Consider the following 21468-nt stretch of genomic DNA (forward strand, 5'->3'; position numbering starts at 1 on the left):
ACGGAATTATATATATGCATTTTATAATACTAACATAGCGAAAATTTAGAGTCAAACCTTTTTGGATAATAGTACATAGTAACCTTTTTTCTTAACGGGCACTTCAATATTTCCAAATAATTGCTCCATTTTATCCATAGCGGATGGAGCTCCTTGTTTTTTTTGAATGACAACCCATAATTCTCCACCAGCCACCAAACTGCGATAGCCTTCTTCTAAAATTTCGTGGACTACACTTTTGCCTGCGCGAATGGGAGGGTTCGTAAGAATTGCCGCGAATTGATTGGAGCCAACTTTGTCAAAACGATCACTTGCGTAAATCTTTACATTTGCAATCCCATTAGAAGCGGCATTCTCTTTTGACAATTCAACTGCCCGGCTATTTATATCAATCATTTCTATCGTTCTATCGGGATAAGCTGCCGCAATCGATATTCCGATCGGTCCATAACCGCAACCAACATCAAGAATATCTCCTTCCACAGCTTCATCTAGGTTAAAACTTTCAACCAAAAGACGCGATCCGAAATCAACTTCTTTTTTCGAAAAAACACCATTATCACTTTTGAAGCGAAAGGTACGTCCCTTTAATGTAAAATCCCAAAATTTCGGATTGCTTACGACATCCGGTTTATGTGAGTAGTAATGCTCTGTCAGAGTCATCTCCCCCTATCAGAAAAGGAATATTGAAGATTTATTGAGAAGAGATTTGAAGAATGGATGCTTGCATGCCGGGATGTTTGACGAAATCCTTTTAATCAAACCATTAACGGCAAATTTCCGTCATTTTCTTTAAAATGAAGAAAAAAGCCCGCCAGTGATAGCGAGCTTTTTGTTTATGCAAGATTACTTAACTTCAACGCCAGCTCCAACTTCTTCAAGTTTAGCTTTAACTTCTTCAGCTTCTTCTTTAGAAGCGCCTTCTTTGATTGCTTTTGGAGTGTTGTCAACAAGTTCTTTTGCTTCTTTAAGTCCAAGACCTGTTACTTCACGTACAGCTTTGATAACTTTGATTTTTTGGTCTCCAGCAGATGTAAGGATTACATCAAACTCAGTTTGCTCTTCAGCAGCAGCGCCACCAGCAGCAGCTACAGCTACAGGTGCAGCAGCAGTTACGCCAAATTCTTCTTCGATTGCTTTTACAAGGTCGTTTAATTCTAAAACAGTCATGTTTTTAACTGCTTCTAAGATTTGATCTTTAGTCATTGTTATTTCCTCCTCGAAATGGTTGGTTTTTTTTTTGAATCAATAGGCTAAATAAGCGGTTAGCTTACGCGCCTTGTTCTTCTTTTTGATCTGCAACTGCTTTTGTAGCAAGAGCAAGTCCGCGCATAGGTGCTTGTAGCACGCTGAGTAGCATTGAAAGTAGGCCTTCGCGTGAAGGTAGTTCTGCAAGAGCTTTAATTTCTTCTGCAGTTGCAACATTTCCTTCGATAACTCCAGCTTTGATTTCTAACGCTTCATGTTTTTTCGCAAAATCGTTAAGGATTTTTGCTGGCGCAATAACATCTTCATTTGAGAATGCAATTGCGTTTGGTCCTGTTAATGATTCGTTCAAAGTGCTAAGTTCAGCACTTTCAGCAGCACGACGAGTTAAAGAGTTTTTGTAAACCTTAAACTCAACGCCAGCTTCACGAAGTTGCTTACGAAGTTCTGTTAATTCAGCAACAGTCAATCCACGGTAGTCAACAACTACTGTTGATTGGCTTGCAGTTAATTTATCAGTAATCTCAGCAACGATTTTTTGCTTTTGTTCAATAATTGCGTTCATCCTTACACCTCCTGTAGATTTGCTTGAAAACATTTATACCGTTTCAAAGAAAAAGCCTTCATCTCTATTGCAGACATGAAGGCAGTAATTTCAAAAGTCATAGTCAAGGACTATTATTATCGAATTACCTCGGCAGGGAATTAAGCTCGAATGGAGCACCTACTGTCTACGGTACAAATGATATTCATTTATTCACAACAAAACTTATTATAACAATAATAGTTTTGGAATGTCAATTATTTATTGAAAGTAGAAGGATCAACTTTCACACCAGGGCCCATTGTAGTTGTTACAGAAACGTTTTTCATGTAAGTTCCTTTAGCAGCCGCAGGTTTAACTTTCATTAATGTATCATAGATAGTAGTGAAGTTTTCCACTAGTTTAGCATCCTCGAAAGATACTTTACCGATTGGAGCATGGATGTTTCCAGCTTTATCTACGCGGTATTCAACTTTACCAGCCTTGATTTCATTAACAGCTTTTGTTACGTCGAATGTTACTGTGCCAGTTTTAGGGTTAGGCATTAAACCTTTAGGTCCTAATACGCGGCCAAGTTTACCAACTTCACCCATCATGTCTGGAGTCGCAACGATTACATCGAATTCGAACCATCCTTGTTGGATTTTGTTGATGAAGTCAGATTCACCAACGTAGTCAGCACCAGCAGCTTCCGCTTCTTTTGCTTTTTCGCCTTTAGCGAATACTAATACGCGTTGAGTTTTACCAGTACCATTCGGTAGAACAACCGCTCCACGAATTTGTTGGTCAGCTTTCTTAGGGTCTACGCCTAAACGGAAAGCCACTTCAACAGTCGCATCGAATTTTGCGAAGTTTGCTTTTTTAGCAACTTCGATTGCTTCAGTTACAGCATAAGCCTTAGAAACTTCTACAAGCTTAGCTGCTTCAAGATACTTTTTACCTTTTTTCGCCATGATATAAATCCTCCTAAATTGTGGTTTTAACGGAATAACCTCCCACGAATAAAGGTTGCGAGTATCAATCGCAACCCCGTAGAAACAAATAGCAATTACATGGATCAGTCTTCGATGACAATACCCATGCTGCGAGCAGTACCTTCAACCATACGCATTGCAGCTTCAACGCTTGCAGCGTTTAGGTCAGGCATTTTAGTTTCAGCAATCTCGCGCACTTGATCACGCTTGACTGTAGCAACTTTATTACGGTTAGGTTCACCAGAACCAGACTCGATACCAGCTACTTTCTTAAGCAATACTGCAGCCGGTGGAGTTTTTGTAATGAATGTAAATGAACGGTCTTCAAATACCGTGATTTCAACAGGAATAATTAGACCAGCTTGATCTGCTGTACGAGCGTTGAACTCCTTACAGAATCCCATGATGTTTACACCAGCTTGACCTAATGCAGGACCGACTGGCGGTGCCGGATTCGCTTTACCAGCAGGAATTTGCAATTTAACCATTTTAATTACTTTTTTAGCCACGAGACACACCTCCTTATAAGTCCGTGATGTGGTAATAGGGGTATACCCTCCCACTCATCTTGAATTCTTTATATATTAATAAAGAATGCTTGTATCGTTGAGGCCTAAAAATTGAAACATACTGACCTTTGAAATTTTACCACTTTCAAAAGGTAATTTCAAGTTTTTTTCCGTTTATAATTTTTCCACTTGATTAAAATCAAGTTCAACCGGTGTATCACGGCCGAACATATTGACTAGGACCCTTACTTTACCTTTATCTTTATCAAGTTCTTCAATCGGCCCTGCAAAGGTTGCAAAAGGTCCTTCTTTAACTTGAACGGTTTCGCCGATTTCAAAATCAACTTCGAATTTACTTTCATCTACGCCCATTCGTTTAAGAACGACTTCAATTTCTTCCGGTAGCAACGCAGTCGGTTTTGACCCAGCTCCAGATGAACCTACGAAACCAGTTACACCAGGTGTATTCCGGACTACATACCAAGAATCATCCGTCATGATGATCTCAACTAATACATAACCTGGAAATACTTTCTTTTTGGTCACTTTCTTTTTGCCATCTTTCATTTCCGTTTCTTCTTCTTCTGGAACTACAACGCGAAAGATCTTGTCTTCCATCCCCATAGTTTCCACACGTTTTTCCAAGTTAGCCTTAACTTTGTTCTCGTAACCTGAATAGGTGTGAACTACATACCAATTCTTTTCCATGTGTTAGGACTTTAAAGTCCTTCCCTCCCTGCAATCAATCATTTTCTTTATTAATCTTTATCTTTGAACGTTTTAGCCAAAAAGCCAATTCCGGCGTCATCCCGGCTTAACTAGAATATATTGTGATGATTCATATTACAGCAGTGCTCGATTTGGAACTTCTTCACTTCATAAAAAAGACAAATTAAAAAACCCGTTTCCGGGCTTTTCTGCTGACACATATTATTCTATCACTATTATACCTTATTTTCGAATCTCTTATTCAATAACTAAGCGAATTAATTCGGAAATGCCCAAATCGACCACTGTAAAGAAAAAAGCCATAAACAATACAGTCGTTACTACCACGATTGTATATTTGGTAAGCTCCTTGCGTTTCGGCCAGCTTACTTTTTGCATTTCGCGAGCGACACCGCTGAAAAATTCGGTAAAACGTTTCATGAATGTACCTCCAAGCATTAGAAGCTTCTGTCAATCTATTTATAAAACGGTTATTTCGTTTCTTTATGAATCGAGTGTGAGTTGCACGTACTGCAAAATTTCTTGATTTCCAGGCGTTCGCCGCTTGTCGATTGTTTGCTCTCATAACTATAATTTCTTGAACCGCAATCAATGCAGGCAAGAACTATTTTTTTTCGCATTAGATACACCTATCCTATCTACTATATCCATAAAACCTTATCACGGCTGTCTTTTATTGTCAATATCAAAGCAGGTTTAGCCCATTATGGATACCGGAAATCAAAATATCGGTTTCTAACATAGTGAATAATAAACTACCATGTGGAGAAGGGACAGATGAAATTAAGCGGAAAAAGCGGAGGGATTATAAACTGATTTCCCTTACTTCCAGATAGCGCTCGAGCTTTCTTTTCACCCGCTGAAGGGCGTTGTCGATTGACTTAACATGCCGGTTCAACTCTTCCGAAATTTCTTGGTAGGTTTGTCCATCCAGGTAAAGAGCTAACACTTTTCTCTCAAGATCACTCAGGAGCTCAGCCATCTTTAATTCGATATCGTCAAACTCTTCTTGGTTGATGATCAGTTCTTCCGGGTCCAAAACTTTCGTACCCGATATAATATCCATTAGAGTTCGGTCCGATTCCTCATCATAAATGGGTTTGTCCAGGGAAACATAGGAATTGAGCGGAATATGTTTTTGACGTGTTGCTGTTTTGATAGCTGTAATGATCTGCCTCGTAATGCACAGTTCTGCAAATGCTTTAAAGGAAGATAACTTATCCCCTTTAAAATCACGGACGGCTTTATATAAACCAATCATACCTTCTTGCACGATGTCTTCCTTATCTGCACCAATTAAGAAATAAGTCCTTGCCTTTGCTCTAACAAAATTACGATACTTTTGGATCAAATAATCCAGCGCTTCACTGTCTCCAGTGTGTACCAACCTTATCAATTCATCATCCTCAAACTGCAGATACTTTTCGTTCAGTTTCATTCCGAATTTGAGACCCACATTATATCCCCCTGACCTGACTCAGATAGAAATATTATACAGCAGGTAAAATTTACCCGTCAATGGTTCAAATTTTACCCCGGCGCCATTTTTCGAAAATTTCTGCCACTTCTTCACTTAAAGGAATTTTAGCTGCAGGTTTTATCGTCGTTGTTTTTCTTACATCTTTCTTGATTTCCCCTTGAATTTCTTCCATTTCAATAAGCAATTCACGAGCAGATTTCCTTAGAGCCCCTTGACCAAAGATCACCCACTGTTCCGTGAAGTCAGAGGTTGCCACTTGAATTTGCGTTTTGACATTATTCAGTTCAATGGCCATCTTTTCTATTCTTTCATCGGCAGTCTCATTTTCTTTTGTAAAAATTACGTCAACTTTGTGATTTTTGAATATACGGGCAATTCCCTGAACGTATTGAGCATCAAATACGATAATTACGCGGTATCCGGTAAATGCTTGATATTCCGCCATCATTTCAATCAACCGGTCTCTTGCAGCAGCAAGATCCCTTTCTTTTAATTCTCTCAGTTCCGGCCAGGCTCCAATAATGTTATAACCGTCCACCAACAGAATATTCATCCCATCATTGCCCTAGGGGATTTCTTTTTCTATAAACCTCATACATCAATAAACCGGCTGCTACCGATGCATTTAACGATGTTACTTGTCCTGCCATAGGGAGACGGATGAGAAAATCACATTTATCCTTCATTAACCGGGCCATACCTTTTCCTTCACTACCGATAACAAGTCCAATAGGCATCTTTCCGTCCATGTTACGGTAATCATCGCTTCCTTTCGCATCGGTACCGACTATCCATACTCCACGCTCTTTCAACTCTTCGACTGCCCTTGCCAAATTTGTAACGCGAGCTACCGGAATATATTCGATTGCACCCGTCGAGGCTTTAGCCACAGTTGCCGTCAAGCCCACCGCTCTTCTTTTCGGAATGATGATTCCATGGGCCCCGACTGCATCAGCGGTCCTCATGATTGAACCTAAATTATGCGGATCTTCAACTTCATCAAGAATCATGAAAAAAGGTGCTTCATCCCGTTCAGCCGCTTTTGCAAATAAGTCATCCAATTCCACATATTCATATGCAGCCACTTGTGCGACAACACCTTGATGGATGCCTTCTGCCATTTGGTCAATTTTTTTCTTCGGTACGATTTGCACGAATACCTTCTTTTCCTTAGCCAGACCGATGAGTGGAAGCATCGAGCCTTTTTGTGAGCCCTCAGCTATCCAAATTTTATTAATGTCCCGTTCGGAGCGAAGAGCTTCCAATACGGGGTTTCTGCCAATGATATATTCTTCGCTCATGGGTTACTCCCCTTTTCTTCTTCAATGTATTCAATAGATTTTTTGATAAGTTCTTCCATTCTTTCTATCCGACCGGATAAATACAAAAATCCCATTAGTGCCTCAAAGGCTGTACTGTAACGATACGTTTGCACATCTGTATTCTTCGGTACAGTACCGGATTTTGCATTTCGGCCGCGCCGAACGACGGCGGATTCCTCTTCCGATAACCAATCTGACTCCAGGAAAAAATGGATAATTTTATTTTGAGCCTTAGCCGCTACAAAAGATGTAGCTTTTTTGTGAAGAAGATTGGGCTTGACCGCTCCTTTTTGAATGAGATGATGCCGGATATACGTTTCGTATACGGCATCACCTATATAAGCTAAAGCAAGACTGTTCAGCATTTTAGCATCTACCTTACTATCGTAATGAAGCATTAATTACCCTCTTTTCCATCTTGTACCTTGAGGGGTATCCTCTAATATGATGTTCATGTTTTTCAATCGATCACGAATTTCATCAGATAACCCAAAATTGCGGTCTTTCCGCGCTTGAATCCTCTGCTGGATCAAACCTTCAATTTCTTCATCCAAAAGCCCCTCTTCTTCAAGGGACAAACCTAGGACAGAAAATAAGATATTGAATTTTTCAAGGAACGCATCAATGACTTCCTTGTCTGTATTTTTCTCCATCAAGTAATAATTTGCCTGTTTGGAAAGTTCAAAGAGTATGGAAATTGCATTAGCAGTGTTAAAATCATCGTCCATTTCCTTAGTGAATTGTTCATGTAATTCATTAAGTTTCTCCAACCAAACATCATTATTATCAGTCAATCCGTCGCTTACTTGAAGACGATGCTTTAAGTTTTGATAAGATGTCCGTAACCGATCAAGAGACGCTTTTACATTTTCTAGCACTTCTTCACTATAATTGATGGGATGACGGTAATGAACGGATAACATGAAGAAGCGTAACACTTGTGGGTCATGCTTCTGAATGATGTCATGAACAAGAACGAAATTGCCTAAGGACTTAGACATTTTTTCATTCTCAATATTTATATACCCGTTATGCATCCAATAATTCGCAAAGGTCTTGCCTGTTAATGCTTCGGATTGTGCAATTTCATTTTCATGATGCGGGAAAGCTAGATCTTGACCTCCTGCATGAATATCGATTGTATCCCCCAAATACTTTTTGACCATTGCGGAGCACTCGATATGCCAGCCAGGACGCCCTCTCCCCCATGGGCTCTCCCAAGATATTTCATCATCCTTGGCCGCTTTCCAAAGGGCAAAATCAAGGGCATCTTGTTTTTTCTCCCCAATTTCAATACGGGCCCCCACTCGCAACTCATCGATGGACTGATGTGAAAGTTTTCCATACCCATCAAACTTACGAGTGCGGTAATACACATCCCCTTCAGATTCATAAGCGAATCCTTTCTCAATTAATGCCGAGATGAATTCAATGATTGCATCCATGTTCTCCATTACGGTTGGGTGAGCATCCGCTTTTTTGCAGCCCAATGCCGAAACGTCTTCAAAATAAGCCTTGATGAATCGCTCTGATATGGTTGGGACATCTTCCCCCAATTCTTTTGCCGCACGAATCAGCTTATCATCCACATCCGTAAAGTTCGAAACGAATTGCACATCATATCCACGGTAATCCAAATACCTACGAACGGTATCAAAAACGATTGCCGGTCTTGCATTCCCAATATGAATGTAATTGTAGACAGTGGGTCCACATACGTACATTTTCACCTTTCCTTCTTCAATTGGGACGAAGGTTTCCTTTTTTCTTGTAGCTGTGTTATATATTTTAATCGCCATATTATAGACTCCTTTCTTCCTGTTTCTGTTCAGCCAGCTTCGCTCTTAAGGACCTGATCTCGCTATCCAATTCCTTAAAGCGATCACTGATTGGATCAGGAAGATCACAATGATTTAGGTCTTTGTTGATTTTGATACCATCTTGAATGACCACTTTACCTGGAATGCCCACAACTGTTGAATTAGGTGGCACTTCCTTTAAAACGACTGATCCGGCACCGATTTTGGAGTTTTCACCAACAGTAATGGAACCCAGCACTTTTGCTCCTGTTGCAATCAACACATTATCCTTTATCGTAGGATGACGTTTTCCCTTTTCCTTTCCCGTCCCCCCTAGAGTTACCCCTTGAAAGACAGACACATTGTCACCAATTTCACAAGTTTCGCCAATGACGATCCCCATTCCGTGGTCAATGAAGAAACGACGGCCAATGGTGGCCCCTGGATGGATTTCAATTCCGGTAAAAAACCGACTGATTTGAGATATACTTCTCGCCAGGAAAAAGAACTTCTTCTTAAATAGTGCGTGAGCCATCCTATGGCTCCAAATAGCATGTAAACCCGCATACGTCAAAATGACTTCGAAATAACTGCGTGCAGCAGGATCTTGATCAAAAACCACTTCGATATCCTCTTTAAACATCTTTAACAAAATGATTCCCCCCTATGTCCCTTTTCCAACATCCCCTTTGAAGCTTTTAAAGCATATAAAAAAGCGTCTCTGTCCAAATAGACAGAGACGCTTTTAGCGCGGTTCCACTCTGTTTGGGATGTACGAAGCAGGTAAAGCTTTCCCCTGTTTTTTTCATCCCCAACTTTAATCCCTGTAACGGAGGACATTCCGCCTGTGCCTACTATAGGTTAGTTCAGCAAAGGACTCAAGGGTGCATTTCAGAAAACGAGAGGCTTGAACCACTTTCAGCAGGTTATGGTTCTCTCTAAAAAGCTTCGTTTGCTTACTTCTCCCCATCTACGCGTTCTTTTGTAAGATTATTAAATACTATATTACATTTTCGACAAATTGTTAATATAAAATACTCTGAATTCGCTGTTTAATTTTTTCTTTGCCCAGTAATGAAATCGCCTTAGGCAAGTCAGGGCCATGTGTTTGACCCGTGACGGCAGCTCTTATCGGCATGAATAATTTTTTCCCTTTATGCCCTGTGCTTTTTTGTACCGCTTTTATCGACTTCTTGATTTCGTCCGCTTTAAATTCTTCAAGCCCCTCGATTTCCTGAAGGAAAGCTTTCATGACTTCAGGTACCTGTTCTTCAGCCAACACTTCCTTAGCTTCTGGCTCGAACTCGACCTTATCCTTGAAAAACAGTTCAGATAGCTCAACTATTTCCGCTCCATAGCTCATCTGCTCTTGAAAAAGGGAAACCAGGCCGTGTACCCACTCTGCTTCTTCAGCAGTTAGTGTCTCCGAAACCTTCCCTGCTTTAATTAAGTGAGGCATTGACAATTCCACTGCACGATCGCTGTCCAATTGCTTCACGTATTGGTTATTCATCCATGTAAGCTTTTGCTTATCGAAAAGTGCAGGTGATTTAGACAATCGATCTGCATCGAAAAGATTAATGAACTCTTCTTTCGTGAAAATCTCTTCCTCCCCGACCGGAGACCATCCTAGTAACGTAATGAAATTGAATAAAGCTTCAGGTACATAACCAAGCTCTTCATATTGCTCAATGAATTGAATGATCGACTCATCACGTTTACTCAGTTTCTTCCTGCTTTCGTTTACAATCAGCGTCATATGTCCGAATACCGGCGGTTCCCATCCAAATGCTTCATAAATCATCAATTGTTTTGGAGTATTGGAGATATGGTCATCACCACGCAGGACATGGGAAATCTTCATCAAGTGATCATCGACTGCCACTGCAAAGTTATAGGTTGGGATTCCATCTTTTTTAACGATAACAAAATCACCAAAACCATCTGTTTCAAACGAAACGTCATCCTTAACCATATCTTTGAAAGTAAGGACTTTCCCCGCTGGAACGGCAAAGCGAATGCTTGGTTTTCTTCCTTCAGCCACCAGTTTCGCTTGCTCTTCTTCAGTTAAATGCTTGCACTTCCCTGAATATTTTGGCGTTTCGTTCCGTTCGACCTGTCCTTCTCGCTCTGCTTCAAGCTCTTCTTCCGTACAATAGCATTTATAAGCCAAACCCTTACCTAAAAGTTCTTGATATAATTCCTGATAAAGGTCGTTCCGTTCGGATTGACGATATGGACCGTATTCACCGCCAACATCAACACCTTCATCCCAGTCCATTCCAAGCCATTTCAAATATTTAAGCTGACTTTCCTCGCCGCCTTCAATATTCCTCTTTTGGTCGGTATCTTCAATGCGGATGATGAACTTCCCGCCTTTATTTCGTGCGTATAAATAATTAAATAAAGCCGTCCGTGCATTACCTATATGTAAATGTCCAGTAGGACTCGGTGCATAGCGAACTCGAATATCGCTGCTCATGATATATATAGACCTCCCAGTCGTTCTTTTCTATTGTTTATTTTATCATTTATATACATTGGGATAAAGGCATCCACTCTAAAAATGAATTTAGTTAGATTTAACTAATAAGACAACAGCCTGTGCCGCGATTCCTTCGCTTCTGCCTGTAAACCCAAGTTTCTCAGTAGTGGTCGCCTTTACATTAATTCTATCTATCGAGGCATCTAAAAGTTCTGCAATCCTGCCTCGCATCGCTTCAATATATGGTGCCATTTTCGGGCTTTGTGCAATGATTGTACAATCCGCATTGCCTAAGGTATATCCTTCTTTCTTTACAATCGCCCAAATATACTGCAGCAGTTTTGCCGAATCGGCATCCTTAAATTCAGGATCCGTATCCGGAAAATGCTTTCCGATATCCCCTGCACCAATTGCCCCCAAGCAAGCATCAGCAACAGTATGCAGAAGGACATCCGCATCAGAATGACCTAGCAAACCTTTCTCATTCGGAATAGTAATTCCGCCAATAATCAAAGGTCTTCCCTCAACAAGCTGATGAACGTCATATCCTTGTCCAATTCGAAACATATCATTCTCCCCAATCATCATTTTCCATGTTTTTTATGTAAAATCGCTTCTGCAAAATAAAGGTCTTCCTGAGTCGTAATTTTAATATTATCATAATTGCCCTCAATAATAACTACCTGTTCATTGATCCGTTCTAGCAAACTTGCATCGTCCGTCCCTAAAAATGCTTCAGCCTCCGCCTCTTCATACGCCCTTTTTAATATGGATACACGAAAAGCCTGTGGAGTTTGTACCGCCCACAAGCTTGATCGTTCCACCGTTTCCAATACCTTTTTGTTTGCCGCTTTTTTAATCGTATCCTTAACTGGCACTGCAATAACGGCACCTCCATGAAGGGAAGCGGCGGTAGTCAATTCACTGATTTGCCCTAGATCGATAAAAGGGCGAGCTCCGTCATGGACCAGGATGATTTCTTCTCCTGCATGTTGCAGCCCATTATAAACGCTTTGTTGGCGCTCCTTGCCGCCCATGACGAGTTTCTTGACCTTTTTAAGCCCATACTTTGATATCAATTGACTGAAATAATCCTTTTCTGCCGGGTTTATCGAAAGGATAATCCCCCGACAGTCAGGATCTTCTTCGAAGACACGTAGTGTATAAACAATAATCGGGATACCCGATAGTTCAATAAAAAGTTTATTCTTGCCCGCCTTCATTCTTTTTCCTTGTCCAGCTGCAGGTATCACTACTTCATAAAACATGACGGTTTCTCCTACTCTTCTTTATAATGCTTTTTCTAATAGTTTCGGTTTAGCGAATATCATACGACCTGCAGAGGTTTGCAGTACACTTGTGACAAGTACATCGATGCGTTTTCCAATATGGTCACGGCCACCCTCGACAACGATCATTGTACCATCGTCTAAATAAGCGATGCCCTGGTTCTGCTCTTTCCCGTCCTTAATGACCTGTACATTCATCTCTTCCCCAGGAAGTACAACAGGTTTAACGGCATTGGCCAGGTCATTGATATTAAGGACCGCCACATTTTGAAACTCACATACTTTATTTAAATTGAAATCATTGGTAACGACCATTCCGCCCGATATTTTGGCAAGCTTCACCAGTTTACTGTCCACTTCCTGAATATCTTCAAAATCTCCCTCGTACATCTCCACCTTAATCGGAAGGTCTTTTTGAATCCGATTAAGGATATCCAAACCACGTCTTCCACGATTCCTTTTCAAGGCATCAGATGAATCAGCAATGTGCTGTAGTTCGTTTAATACGAATTGAGGGATGACTATGGTCCCCTCTAGAAATCCTGTCTGACAGATATCCGCAATTCTGCCGTCAATGATGACGCTTGTATCGAGAATCTTCAGCCGCTTGCTATAACCCTCTTCATCCTCTTCGCCTGCTTCACCCTCGGAATTCTTTTTCTTATTATTTTTCGTGAATAGATTCAATAGTTCATCCCGTTTTTTAAAGCCCACCTGGAAACCAAGATAACCAAATAAAAGCGTAAGGATGATCGGAACCACCTTGATGGCACTGAAGGCGGAGCCAACCAGGAACGCCGCAAGCAGCCCCACTAAAAGACCGACGCTGCCAAAGATTATGTCCGTAATTGGTATCTTAACAAGCTGTTCCTCCAGCCACTTCATAAAATAGATCACATGATCTACTGCCCAAAAAGTAATAAGATAAAAGATAATGGCACCCAACAGTACACTTACATAAGGATTGTTTATTAAAGCAATATCATCTGCATGTAAAACAATTAATAATTCTGGAATAAGTAACATTCCAAGTGTTCCGCCGACTATTAAGAAGCATGCTTGTATAATGCGTTTTAACATCCCTTTCACCTCCCTCTATTCATTATTGACCAATAAAATAAAATGAAACCTTCGAAAATTCGTTTTCATTATATACGTGAAATTCACCTAAGGAATTAGTGGATTTACAAATATGACTCCTTCTCTATTTCGTAATATTAGCCTAGCACCCTGAGTTTTGAGTGTCAAAAATAAACACTATTCATTTCAAGCTAATTCAGGAAAATTTTAATGGCAAGCTGCACATTACATCCTTCTATTTGTAACCAGTTGATTTTTTAAAATACGGAGCCCCTCTTTAATTTTATTGGCACGGACTTCGCCAATACCCTCTACATCGTCAAGGTTTTCAACCGTTGCTTTATTGACTTCGCTAAAGCTTCCGAACTGTTTCACTAAATTTTCGATGATCAAACCCGGCAAGCGTGGGATTTTATGAAGTATACGGTAACCACGGGGGTGTACTGACTCATCAAGATGTATGTATCCGTGATAGCCTAGCACCTTTAGAAGTATGCTTTCGTCCAGTTTTTCCTGCATCGCCAACTCTTGAAGCCGAGAAATGATTTCCTCAGGTTTTTCATCATTGCTGGAGGTATAATCCTTGATAAGCCACTTCCCTTCCGTTTCAATATCCGCCAGGATCTCATTCATCTGCAGACGGATCAATCTTCCTTCCGTGCCAAGCTCATTAAGATACGTTAATAGCTCCGCCTTGATTCTGAGTACCATTACATAACGGTGAAATACCTGCAAAAGGTCGGCATAGGTCACGATTTCCTCAAACTCCAGTGCTCCTAATACCGATATGCTCTGCTGTAGAACCACCTTGTATTTTTCCAAGGTTTGAATGGCTAAATTAGCCTTGGCGAGTATGACTCCTATATCTTTGAGGGCATACCGGAAATTGCCTTGATATAAAGTTATGACATTCCGACGTTGTGAGATTGCAATGACCAACGATTTGGTCTCCCTTGCTACACGTTCCGCTGTCCGATGCCGCATTCCCGTTTCTGTGGAAGGTGTACTATTATCGGGAACTAATTGGGCATTTGCGAAAATGATCGTATCGGCCTTTTCATTTAAAATGATGGCCCCGTCCATCTTCGCCAGCTCATACAATGTACTTGGGGTACAGTTACAGTTAATTTCGAAGCCGCCATCTACAATCGTTCGAACCTTCTCGTTATATCCGACCACTATCAAACCACCCGTATTTGCCCTCAGGACATTTTCAATACCCTCCCGAAGCGGGGTACCCGGAGCTACAATTTGCAGAATCTCCAGTTTTGTTTTCTCATACCCTTTTTTATCTGTCATACTTAACCCCCTAACACTTGTTGAAGAGCCTCTGAAACCGATGAAACACCAACGATCTTAATACCTTTTGGCGCCGTCCATCCCCCTATATTATTCGCCGGTATTATAACCCGCTCAAACCCTAGTTTTGCTGCTTCCTGCACCCTTTGCTCAATTCGTGACACCCTTCTTACCTCCCCTGTCAGCCCCACTTCACCAATGATGCAATCGGCAGGGTTTGTTGGTTTATCACGGAAGCTCGAGGCAATGCTGATTGCGACAGCGAGATCAATTGCCGGTTCATCCAGCTTGACACCACCAGCAACCTTTAAATACGCATCTTGATTTTGGAGCAACAGGCCCACCCTCTTTTCCAGAACAGCCATTAAGAGCGAAACCCGATTGTGGTCAATCCCTGTGGCCATCCGCCTTGGATTGCCAAAACTCGTAGGTGAAATCAATGCTTGAATTTCGACAAGCACTGGCCTTGTTCCTTCCATGGATGCAACGACTGTAGAACCAGACGCTCCTTGCGACCGTTCTTCAAGGAAAATTTCCGATGGATTCGCAACCTCTTCCAAGCCATGTTCTTTCATTTCAAAAATACCCATCTCATTCGTCGAACCAAAGCGGTTCTTGACCGCACGTATAATTCGATATGTATGGTGTCTTTCTCCCTCGAAATATAAAACGGTGTCTACCATATGCTCAAGCAGCCGAGGCCCTGCAATGGCACCTTCCTTTGTAACATGCCCGACGATAAAGATCGCAATCCCATTCGTTTTAGCAATACGCATGAGTGAGGCTGTGCACTCCCTCACTTGTGAAACGCTTCCCGGAGCAGATGTAACCTCCGAATGGTACACCGTTTGAATGGAGTCAATAATGACCAAATCCGGTTTCACCTCTGTAATCGCCTGTTGGATATAGTCCATATCGGTTTCAGCATAAACCAGTAGATTTTCTGACATGGTCCCAAGCCGATCCGCTCTCAACTTGGTCTGCTTGACTGATTCTTCGCCTGATATATAAAGCACTTTTTTCTGTTTATGCGCCAATTGGGAAGATACCTGCAATAGCAGGGTCGATTTACCGATACCCGGATCCCCCCCAATCAAAACAAGGGATCCCTGTACGATCCCGCCCCCAAGAGCACGATTCAATTCCATTAAATCCGTCTTAATCCGGGGTTCTTTTTCTGATTGAATAGTAGTTATGGGTGCTGCCTTCTCCCGCTCTCCGGAACCTCTGACCTCTGAATTGGTAAATGCACCTTTTCTAGCAGGTTTAACGATTTCAGTTTCCTCGACCATTTTGTTCCATTCACCGCATCCTGGGCATTTCCCCATCCATTTCGCTGACTCATATCCACAAGACTGACACATAAATTTGGTTTTCTTTTTTACAGCCATAAATTACTCCTCTTCCTTTGGAAAAAATACCTATATTAAGGATATTATACCTCTGTTTTATTTAAACCTTCTTAAGGCTAAGTTTTTTTAAAAAAATAACCACTTTAACTCTACCTTGTCCGACTTATACTCATTTCTACCTACGGATAAAAAACAGAGGTACACTGCAAAAAAATCTGCGTGTACCTCGAAGTTTGGAATCAGGTTATTCACTTATATTGACAGGCTCGCCTTGTCGGATTGCAAACTCATTATTCACAACATCCATCACGACCGTTTGCCCTTTTTTCACATTACCTTTAAGCAACTCTTCGGAGAGATAATCTTCTACATGCTTCTGAAGTGCCCTGCGGATTGGTCGTGCCCCATATTCAGGATCAAAACCTTCCGTAGCAATTTTTTCTCTAGCCGCATCTGTCAGCTCCAAGTAAATTTCCTGTTCTTTCAAACGGGTAGTAAGTTGATTCGACATCAATGTAACGATTTGTTTCAAATGGTCCTTCTCCAATGAGTGGAAAACGATAGTTTCGTCAATACGATTCAGGAATTCCGGACGGAATGCACGTTTGAGTTCCTCCATCACTTTCCCTTTCATATTCTTGTAGTCCTGGCCAGTATCCTGGATGTTAAAGCCGACATACTTATCAGTTTTTAAGGCAGACGCCCCTACATTCGATGTCATAATCAGAATGGTATTCCTGAAATCTACTGTACGCCCCTTGGAATCCGTCAGTCTTCCGTCTTCCAATACTTGCAGAAGAATATTGAAGACATCGGGATGTGCCTTTTCTATTTCATCAAGCAGAACGACGGAATATGGTTTCCTCCGCACCTTTTCCGTTAACTGCCCGCCTTCTTCGTATCCAACATATCCTGGAGGTGATCCAACAAGACGTGAAGTCGAATGTTTCTCCATATATTCGGACATATCAATGCGGATCATTGCATCTTCATCACCAAAAATGGATTCAGCTAAAGCTCGGGCTAGCTCGGTTTTACCCACCCCTGTAGGTCCCAGAAAGATGAATGAACCAATTGGACGTTTAGGATCTTTCAAACCTGCTCTTGCACGCCGTACTGCTTTAGAAACCGCAATGACGGCCTCTTCCTGCCCGATTACGCGATCGTGGAGGATTGATTCCATATTAAGCAGTTTATCTGACTCTGTTTGCGCCAGTTTTGTGACTGGAACTCCAGTCCAGCTGGATACGACGTGTGCAATGTCATCCACAGTCACTTCACTGTTCTCTTGCCCTTGTTTTTCTTTCCAAGTCTTTTTCGTTTCTTCCAATTGTTCTCTTAAGCGTTGTTCTGTATCGCGAAGCGATGCAGCTTTTTCAAATTCCTGGCTTTGAACGGAAGCATCCTTTTCCTTACGGACATCATCTAGCTTCACTTCAAGTTCCTTTAAGTTTGGAGGCGTAGTGTATGAGCGCAACCTAACCTTGGAACCAGCTTCATCAATCAAGTCAATCGCTTTATCCGGTAAAAAGCGATCGGAAATATAACGGTCGGATAATTTGACTGCGGCATCAATCGCTTCATCCGTAATCGATACACGGTGATGGGCTTCATAACGGTCACGCAAACCCTTTAGAATTTGAATGGACTCTTGCATAGTCGGTTCATCGACCTGGATTGGCTGGAAACGACGTTCAAGCGCAGCATCTTTTTCAATATACTTTCGGTACTCATCCAAAGTAGTAGCACCGATACATTGTAATTCACCACGGGCCAATGATGGTTTAAGGATATTCGAAGCATCGATGGCACCTTCTGCACCGCCTGCACCAATCAATGTGTGCAATTCATCGATGAATAAGATGATATTACCCGCTTGACGAATTTCATCCATTACTTTCTTCAATCGGTCCTCAAATTCACCACGGTATTTCGTACCAGCCACAACAGTACCCATATCAAGTGTCATTACGCGTTTATCACGTAAAATTTCAGGAACCTCATTATTGATGATCTGTTGGGCAAGACCTTCAGCAATGGCTGTTTTACCTACCCCAGGTTCACCGATCAATACTGGGTTATTTTTTGTACGGCGGCTTAATACTTCAATGACACGCTGTATTTCCTTACTTCTTCCGATAACGGGATCCAAGCTTCCTTCCCGGGCAATGGCCGTTAAATCACGGGCAAGGCCATCCAAAGTCGGTGTGCTTGCATTTGAAGCAGCTGAACCTTGATGACCACCTGATTCATTGCTTCCCAAAAGTTGTAATACCTGCTGTCGAGCTTTATTTAAGCTAACTCCCAGATTATTCAACACGCGGGCAGCTACGCCTTCCCCTTCTCGTATCAAACCTAGAAGTACATGTTCTGTTCCAACATATGAGTGACCTAATTTTCTTGCCTCATCCATGGAAAGCTCAATGACTTTCTTGGCTCTTGGGGTATAATGTATCGTTTGAGCCGTATCCTGTCCACGGCCAATTAAATTTTCCACTTCTTTCTGTATCTTATCCGGACCCAATCCAAGTGCATATAACGCTTTGGCTGCAATGCCATCACCTTCTCGGACAAGACCCAGTAAAATATGTTCCGTGCCAATATTATTATGACCTAAACGGATTGCCTCTTCTTGGGCTAATGCTAATACTTTCTGGGCTCTTTCAGTAAAACGACCAAACATCATAGGGAATTCCTCCTTAAGAATTTTCGTTTTGAATAAAATTGCTGACAATTCTCTAAGTAATGGCAGAAGCTTCTTCTTGCCCCAAATCTATTACATGAATATTGGTACTCACTCAGAGGTTAATGACCTCTATGAGGAGGTAGATTCCGTTAAATTCAAGCGTTCACGAATGAGTGCTGCTCTGCGGATATCCCTTTCATGGGATCTTAAAGGACCACCTGCGTACTTTTGTAAAAATCCCGACTGTGTCAAAATCATCAACTCATTAAGAATGCTTTTAGAAATATTTTTTATATACCCAAGATCTATACCTAGCCTAACATCGGAGATACAGGTAGCTGCTTCCTTGGTCTCAATGATTCGAGCATTGGACAATATCCCATATGAACGGAAAACCCTATCTTCTAATTGTATGTGGGAAGTCCTAACTAATGCATCCCTCGCTGAGCGTTCCTGAGCTATGATTTGCTGCACTACACTCGTTAGATCTTCAACGATATCCCTCTCCGACTTTCCAAGAGTGATTTGATTAGAGATTTGAAAGATATTCCCCAACGCTTGACTGCCCTCTCCATAAATCCCTCGAACCACCAACCCCAATTGATTGATAGCCGGTATGATATTATTTATCTGCTGTGTAAGGACCAGACCGGGCAGATGCATCATGACTGAGGCCCTTAATCCTGTCCCCACATTAGTTGGACAACTAGTTAGGTATCCTCTTTCTTCATCATATGCATAGTCTATGGATTCTTCAATCCAATCGTCAAGAACATTTGCAATCTTTAAGGTTTCCTTTAGCTGCAACCCTGACATTAAACACTGAATACGGAGATGATCCTCTTCGTTTATCATGATACTTATTTCTTCATTTTCCGAAAGGAGACATGCGCTTTTCGCTGAACCTTCAACTAAATGAGGACTGATTAAATGTTTTTCAACGAGAACGCGCTTTTCCAGTGGCTGTAATTGGTCAATCTCTAAAAGTTCCAGTTTTCCAATTTCCGGAGTTACTTCCTGTTCAATTCTTTTTTTTACCAATTCAATAATTTTTTTAGCTTCTTCGTTAGAAAAGGAGGTTGGGAAGGTAAAGTCTTTGAAATTCCTGGCTAACCGAATCCTGGAACTCAATACAATATCCATCTCCGGCCCTTCGGCACTCATCCAGGAACTCAAGGCGTTTTCTACAAACTTTTCCAAGCTCATAGTTCCTCGCCTCCCTCTTGTGCTTCATACCTTTTTTCAAGGGAACGGACCTTATCTCTTACCTCAGCCGCTTTCTCAAACTCCTCTTCATTAATGTGATTCTTTAAAACTTCTTTCAAGTCCAGAATTTGCTTTCGAAGATATATGGTGCCACCAATCCTTTTTGGAATTTTCCCTATATGTGCTGTATTGCCGCTATGAACCCTCTTTAAAATAGGGTTTAACTGATCATTGAATGTTTTATAACATTCGGCACAGCCAAACTTACCAATATGGACAAATTCTTTATAAGATCGATGACAATGCGGGCAACGCACCTCTTCCGTTTTCGGAAATGCATTTGCCTTTGTCTGTTGAATATTCGACTCCATATTCAACAATCCTGCTAATAAATTATTTATTGAAAAAACAGGTCCACCTGCATCCATGAACATCTCACCTTTTTCCTGAGCACATTTCTCACAAATCATTACTTCAGTCTTTTTTCCATTGATGATTTTGGTGAAGTGTAGGGTAGCAGGCCTCTGATGACATTCTTGGCAAATCAACGTTCATCACCTCTGCCAGTTTCATTTGTATTTTAAAGTCGTAAGCATCGCAGTTAAAATTCTTGACCTAAGCTCATCGCGGTCAGGTAGGTCGATATAAATCACAGATCTATCTATGACGCTCATCATAATCTTTGCTTCTCTTTCATTGATGACTTCCTCATTCATCAGCCGGGAAATTACTCCTTCAGCCATTGATTGGGTTACCCTAGAACCAATAAGCGATAATAATTGGTTAATAAGTTGCACGGAATCCTGCGATTCCACTTTCATGATGCGTATATAACCACCGCCTCCACGCTTACTCTCTACAACATAACCTCTCTCGATTGTAAACCTGGTATTGATTACGTAATTGATTTGAGAAGGAACACACTGAAATTTATCTGCTATTTCACTTCTTTTAATCTCTAAGATATCTTTTTGACTTATTTCCAGTACTTGCTTCAAATAAGTTTCGATAACATCAGATATGTTTCTCACTCAGCCTCCTCCAATCTGACTTTGACTATATTTGACTATTATTATACAAGGAAAAATGCATTTTGCAACTTAAACGCACTTTCTTTCTGTAATATCCATTTTCTCCAAATTATATGTAGTTACATACCTCATTGAACATTAAAGTTGAAATATCTTACATAAATACCCTAAAAGATAAATGCAAAACCTGCAATTTTTTCTTACCTTTAAGACTTCTTCACTAATCAGAATATCAAAAAAGACCAGCCGAATGGCTGATCTTTTAAATGGCTTGGCGGCGTCCTACTCTCACAGGGGGAAACCCCCAACTACCATCGGCGCTGAAGAGCTTAACTGCCGTGTTCGGAATGGGAACGGGTGTGACCTCTTCGCTATCGCCACCAAACATATCAGGAACGTTGTTCCTTCAAAACTAGATAATAAGAAGGTATTTCATTTTTTAAAAAGCGTTGGTTAAGTCCTCGATCTATTAGTATC

24 protein-coding genes, 1 rRNA gene and 2 other annotated features are annotated in these 21468 nt (G+C 41.2%); all 25 genes read right to left on the reverse strand.

The features are described from left to right. Positions 1-51 precede the first annotated feature (51 nt). The 25 genes from AC1DVK_RS16760 to rrf all read right to left on the reverse strand — a co-directional run bounded on the left by AC1DVK_RS16760 (position 52) and on the right by rrf (position 21376). Positions 52-657: a class I SAM-dependent methyltransferase gene (locus tag AC1DVK_RS16760; protein ID WP_477626945.1), complete on the reverse strand. Its 606-nt coding sequence runs from the start codon at positions 655-657 to the stop codon at positions 52-54. A gap of 189 nt (positions 658-846) precedes the next feature. Next, positions 847-1206, reverse strand: coding sequence for a 50S ribosomal protein L7/L12 (rplL, locus tag AC1DVK_RS16765; RefSeq protein WP_053349071.1), 360 nt, complete (start codon positions 1204-1206; stop codon positions 847-849). Positions 1207-1270: 64 nt separating this feature from the next. Then, a complete protein-coding gene (rplJ, locus tag AC1DVK_RS16770) occupies positions 1271-1771 on the reverse strand; it encodes a 50S ribosomal protein L10 (RefSeq protein ID WP_061440376.1) in 501 nt (166 codons plus the stop codon). A 39-nt stretch (positions 1772-1810) separates the two neighbouring features. Then, positions 1811-1961: a sequence feature (ribosomal protein L10 leader region), on the reverse strand. Between the two features lie 46 nt (positions 1962-2007). After that, the gene (rplA, locus tag AC1DVK_RS16775) at positions 2008-2703 is read right to left on the reverse strand and encodes a 50S ribosomal protein L1 (RefSeq protein WP_061440375.1); all 696 of its coding nucleotides are present in this window, start codon (positions 2701-2703) and stop codon (positions 2008-2010) included. Positions 2704-2807: 104 nt separating this feature from the next. Next, positions 2808-3233, reverse strand: a complete 426-nt coding sequence (rplK, locus tag AC1DVK_RS16780) for a 50S ribosomal protein L11 (protein WP_034305057.1) — start codon at positions 3231-3233, stop codon at positions 2808-2810. A gap of 174 nt (positions 3234-3407) precedes the next feature. Continuing rightward, on the reverse strand, positions 3408-3941 hold the full coding sequence (gene nusG, locus AC1DVK_RS16785) for a transcription termination/antitermination protein NusG (protein ID WP_061440374.1): 534 nt from the start codon (positions 3939-3941) through the stop codon (positions 3408-3410). Between the two features lie 258 nt (positions 3942-4199). Then, positions 4200-4382 (reverse strand): preprotein translocase subunit SecE, encoded by a 183-nt coding sequence (secE, locus tag AC1DVK_RS16790; protein ID WP_061440373.1) that lies wholly within the window; start codon positions 4380-4382, stop codon positions 4200-4202. A 50-nt stretch (positions 4383-4432) separates the two neighbouring features. Next, on the reverse strand, positions 4433-4582 hold the full coding sequence (gene rpmG, locus AC1DVK_RS16795) for a 50S ribosomal protein L33 (RefSeq protein ID WP_081108654.1): 150 nt from the start codon (positions 4580-4582) through the stop codon (positions 4433-4435). Positions 4583-4767: 185 nt separating this feature from the next. Further along, positions 4768-5400: an RNA polymerase sporulation sigma factor SigH gene (gene sigH, locus AC1DVK_RS16800; protein ID WP_089364078.1), complete on the reverse strand. Its 633-nt coding sequence runs from the start codon at positions 5398-5400 to the stop codon at positions 4768-4770. A gap of 85 nt (positions 5401-5485) precedes the next feature. Then, positions 5486-5995 (reverse strand): NYN domain-containing protein, encoded by a 510-nt coding sequence (locus tag AC1DVK_RS16805; protein WP_061440371.1) that lies wholly within the window; start codon positions 5993-5995, stop codon positions 5486-5488. A 4-nt stretch (positions 5996-5999) separates the two neighbouring features. Further along, the gene (gene rlmB / locus AC1DVK_RS16810; protein ID WP_061440370.1) at positions 6000-6743 is read right to left on the reverse strand and encodes a 23S rRNA (guanosine(2251)-2'-O)-methyltransferase RlmB; all 744 of its coding nucleotides are present in this window, start codon (positions 6741-6743) and stop codon (positions 6000-6002) included. After that, a complete protein-coding gene (locus AC1DVK_RS16815) occupies positions 6740-7162 on the reverse strand; it encodes a Mini-ribonuclease 3 (RefSeq protein ID WP_034305071.1) in 423 nt (140 codons plus the stop codon). The genes rlmB and AC1DVK_RS16815 overlap by 4 nt, the downstream gene beginning before the upstream one ends. A gap of 3 nt (positions 7163-7165) precedes the next feature. Then, positions 7166-8563: a cysteine--tRNA ligase gene (cysS, locus tag AC1DVK_RS16820; RefSeq protein ID WP_089364071.1), complete on the reverse strand. Its 1398-nt coding sequence runs from the start codon at positions 8561-8563 to the stop codon at positions 7166-7168. 1 nt (position 8564) lies between these two features. Beyond that, entirely contained in the window at positions 8565-9215 is a 651-nt protein-coding gene (gene cysE / locus AC1DVK_RS16825; protein ID WP_089364070.1) for a serine O-acetyltransferase, read from the reverse strand. Between the two features lie 80 nt (positions 9216-9295). Next, positions 9296-9545, reverse strand: a binding site (T-box leader). Positions 9546-9587: 42 nt separating this feature from the next. Beyond that, positions 9588-11045, reverse strand: a complete 1458-nt coding sequence (gene gltX, locus AC1DVK_RS16830; RefSeq protein ID WP_089364068.1) for a glutamate--tRNA ligase — start codon at positions 11043-11045, stop codon at positions 9588-9590. Positions 11046-11135: 90 nt separating this feature from the next. Then, positions 11136-11615 (reverse strand): 2-C-methyl-D-erythritol 2,4-cyclodiphosphate synthase, encoded by a 480-nt coding sequence (ispF, locus tag AC1DVK_RS16835; RefSeq protein ID WP_089364067.1) that lies wholly within the window; start codon positions 11613-11615, stop codon positions 11136-11138. Positions 11616-11632: 17 nt separating this feature from the next. Then, positions 11633-12316 (reverse strand): 2-C-methyl-D-erythritol 4-phosphate cytidylyltransferase, encoded by a 684-nt coding sequence (gene ispD / locus AC1DVK_RS16840; RefSeq protein WP_089364066.1) that lies wholly within the window; start codon positions 12314-12316, stop codon positions 11633-11635. Positions 12317-12337: 21 nt separating this feature from the next. Next, on the reverse strand, positions 12338-13417 hold the full coding sequence (locus AC1DVK_RS16845; protein ID WP_061440363.1) for a PIN/TRAM domain-containing protein: 1080 nt from the start codon (positions 13415-13417) through the stop codon (positions 12338-12340). 225 nt (positions 13418-13642) lie between these two features. Continuing rightward, a complete protein-coding gene (gene disA, locus AC1DVK_RS16850) occupies positions 13643-14716 on the reverse strand; it encodes a DNA integrity scanning diadenylate cyclase DisA (protein WP_061440362.1) in 1074 nt (357 codons plus the stop codon). Positions 14717-14718: 2 nt separating this feature from the next. Next, positions 14719-16107 carry a DNA repair protein RadA gene (gene radA / locus AC1DVK_RS16855; protein ID WP_089364065.1) on the reverse strand — a complete coding sequence of 463 codons (1389 nt, stop codon included), beginning with the start codon at positions 16105-16107 and terminating at the stop codon, positions 14719-14721. 205 nt (positions 16108-16312) lie between these two features. Further along, positions 16313-18754 carry an ATP-dependent protease ATP-binding subunit ClpC gene (gene clpC, locus AC1DVK_RS16860; protein ID WP_061440358.1) on the reverse strand — a complete coding sequence of 814 codons (2442 nt, stop codon included), beginning with the start codon at positions 18752-18754 and terminating at the stop codon, positions 16313-16315. Positions 18755-18883: 129 nt separating this feature from the next. Next, positions 18884-19960 carry a protein arginine kinase gene (locus AC1DVK_RS16865; protein WP_061440357.1) on the reverse strand — a complete coding sequence of 359 codons (1077 nt, stop codon included), beginning with the start codon at positions 19958-19960 and terminating at the stop codon, positions 18884-18886. Beyond that, positions 19957-20508, reverse strand: a complete 552-nt coding sequence (locus tag AC1DVK_RS16870) for a UvrB/UvrC motif-containing protein (RefSeq protein WP_410862742.1) — start codon at positions 20506-20508, stop codon at positions 19957-19959. Before AC1DVK_RS16870 ends, AC1DVK_RS16865 begins: the two co-directional genes overlap by 4 nt. A 21-nt stretch (positions 20509-20529) precedes the next feature. Beyond that, positions 20530-20991 carry a CtsR family transcriptional regulator gene (locus AC1DVK_RS16875; protein ID WP_061440355.1) on the reverse strand — a complete coding sequence of 154 codons (462 nt, stop codon included), beginning with the start codon at positions 20989-20991 and terminating at the stop codon, positions 20530-20532. A 269-nt stretch (positions 20992-21260) separates the two neighbouring features. Then, positions 21261-21376: ribosomal RNA gene (gene rrf, locus AC1DVK_RS16880) — 5S ribosomal RNA — on the reverse strand. Between the last annotated feature and the right edge of the window lie 92 nt (positions 21377-21468).

It is taken from the genome of Peribacillus sp. P4_B1 (assembly GCF_056402395.1).

Bases quoted from the DNA above. Each gene is read 5' to 3' on its own strand.
- rplL (WP_053349071.1), bottom strand. From the start codon at position 1,206: ATGACTAAAGATCAAATCTTAGAAGCAGTTAAAAACATGACTGTTTTA.
- rplJ (WP_061440376.1), bottom strand. From the start codon at position 1,771: ATGAACGCAATTATTGAACAAAAGCAAAAAATCGTTGCTGAGATTACT.
- rplA (WP_061440375.1), bottom strand. From the start codon at position 2,703: ATGGCGAAAAAAGGTAAAAAGTATCTTGAAGCAGCTAAGCTTGTAGAA.
- nusG (WP_061440374.1), bottom strand. From the start codon at position 3,941: ATGGAAAAGAATTGGTATGTAGTTCACACCTATTCAGGTTACGAGAAC.
- secE (WP_061440373.1), bottom strand. From the start codon at position 4,382: ATGAAACGTTTTACCGAATTTTTCAGCGGTGTCGCTCGCGAAATGCAA.
- rpmG (WP_081108654.1), bottom strand. From the start codon at position 4,582: ATGCGAAAAAAAATAGTTCTTGCCTGCATTGATTGCGGTTCAAGAAAT.
- sigH (WP_089364078.1), bottom strand. From the start codon at position 5,400: ATGAAACTGAACGAAAAGTATCTGCAGTTTGAGGATGATGAATTGATA.
- AC1DVK_RS16805 (WP_061440371.1), bottom strand. From the start codon at position 5,995: ATGAATATTCTGTTGGTGGACGGTTATAACATTATTGGAGCCTGGCCG.
- rlmB (WP_061440370.1), bottom strand. From the start codon at position 6,743: ATGAGCGAAGAATATATCATTGGCAGAAACCCCGTATTGGAAGCTCTT.
- AC1DVK_RS16815 (WP_034305071.1), bottom strand. From the start codon at position 7,162: ATGCTTCATTACGATAGTAAGGTAGATGCTAAAATGCTGAACAGTCTT.
- cysS (WP_089364071.1), bottom strand. From the start codon at position 8,563: ATGGCGATTAAAATATATAACACAGCTACAAGAAAAAAGGAAACCTTC.
- gltX (WP_089364068.1), bottom strand. From the start codon at position 11,045: ATGAGCAGCGATATTCGAGTTCGCTATGCACCGAGTCCTACTGGACAT.
- ispF (WP_089364067.1), bottom strand. From the start codon at position 11,615: ATGTTTCGAATTGGACAAGGATATGACGTTCATCAGCTTGTTGAGGGA.
- ispD (WP_089364066.1), bottom strand. From the start codon at position 12,316: ATGTTTTATGAAGTAGTGATACCTGCAGCTGGACAAGGAAAAAGAATG.
- AC1DVK_RS16845 (WP_061440363.1), bottom strand. From the start codon at position 13,417: ATGTTAAAACGCATTATACAAGCATGCTTCTTAATAGTCGGCGGAACA.
- disA (WP_061440362.1), bottom strand. From the start codon at position 14,716: ATGACAGATAAAAAAGGGTATGAGAAAACAAAACTGGAGATTCTGCAA.
- radA (WP_089364065.1), bottom strand. From the start codon at position 16,107: ATGGCTGTAAAAAAGAAAACCAAATTTATGTGTCAGTCTTGTGGATAT.
- clpC (WP_061440358.1), bottom strand. From the start codon at position 18,754: ATGATGTTTGGTCGTTTTACTGAAAGAGCCCAGAAAGTATTAGCATTA.
- AC1DVK_RS16865 (WP_061440357.1), bottom strand. From the start codon at position 19,960: ATGAGCTTGGAAAAGTTTGTAGAAAACGCCTTGAGTTCCTGGATGAGT.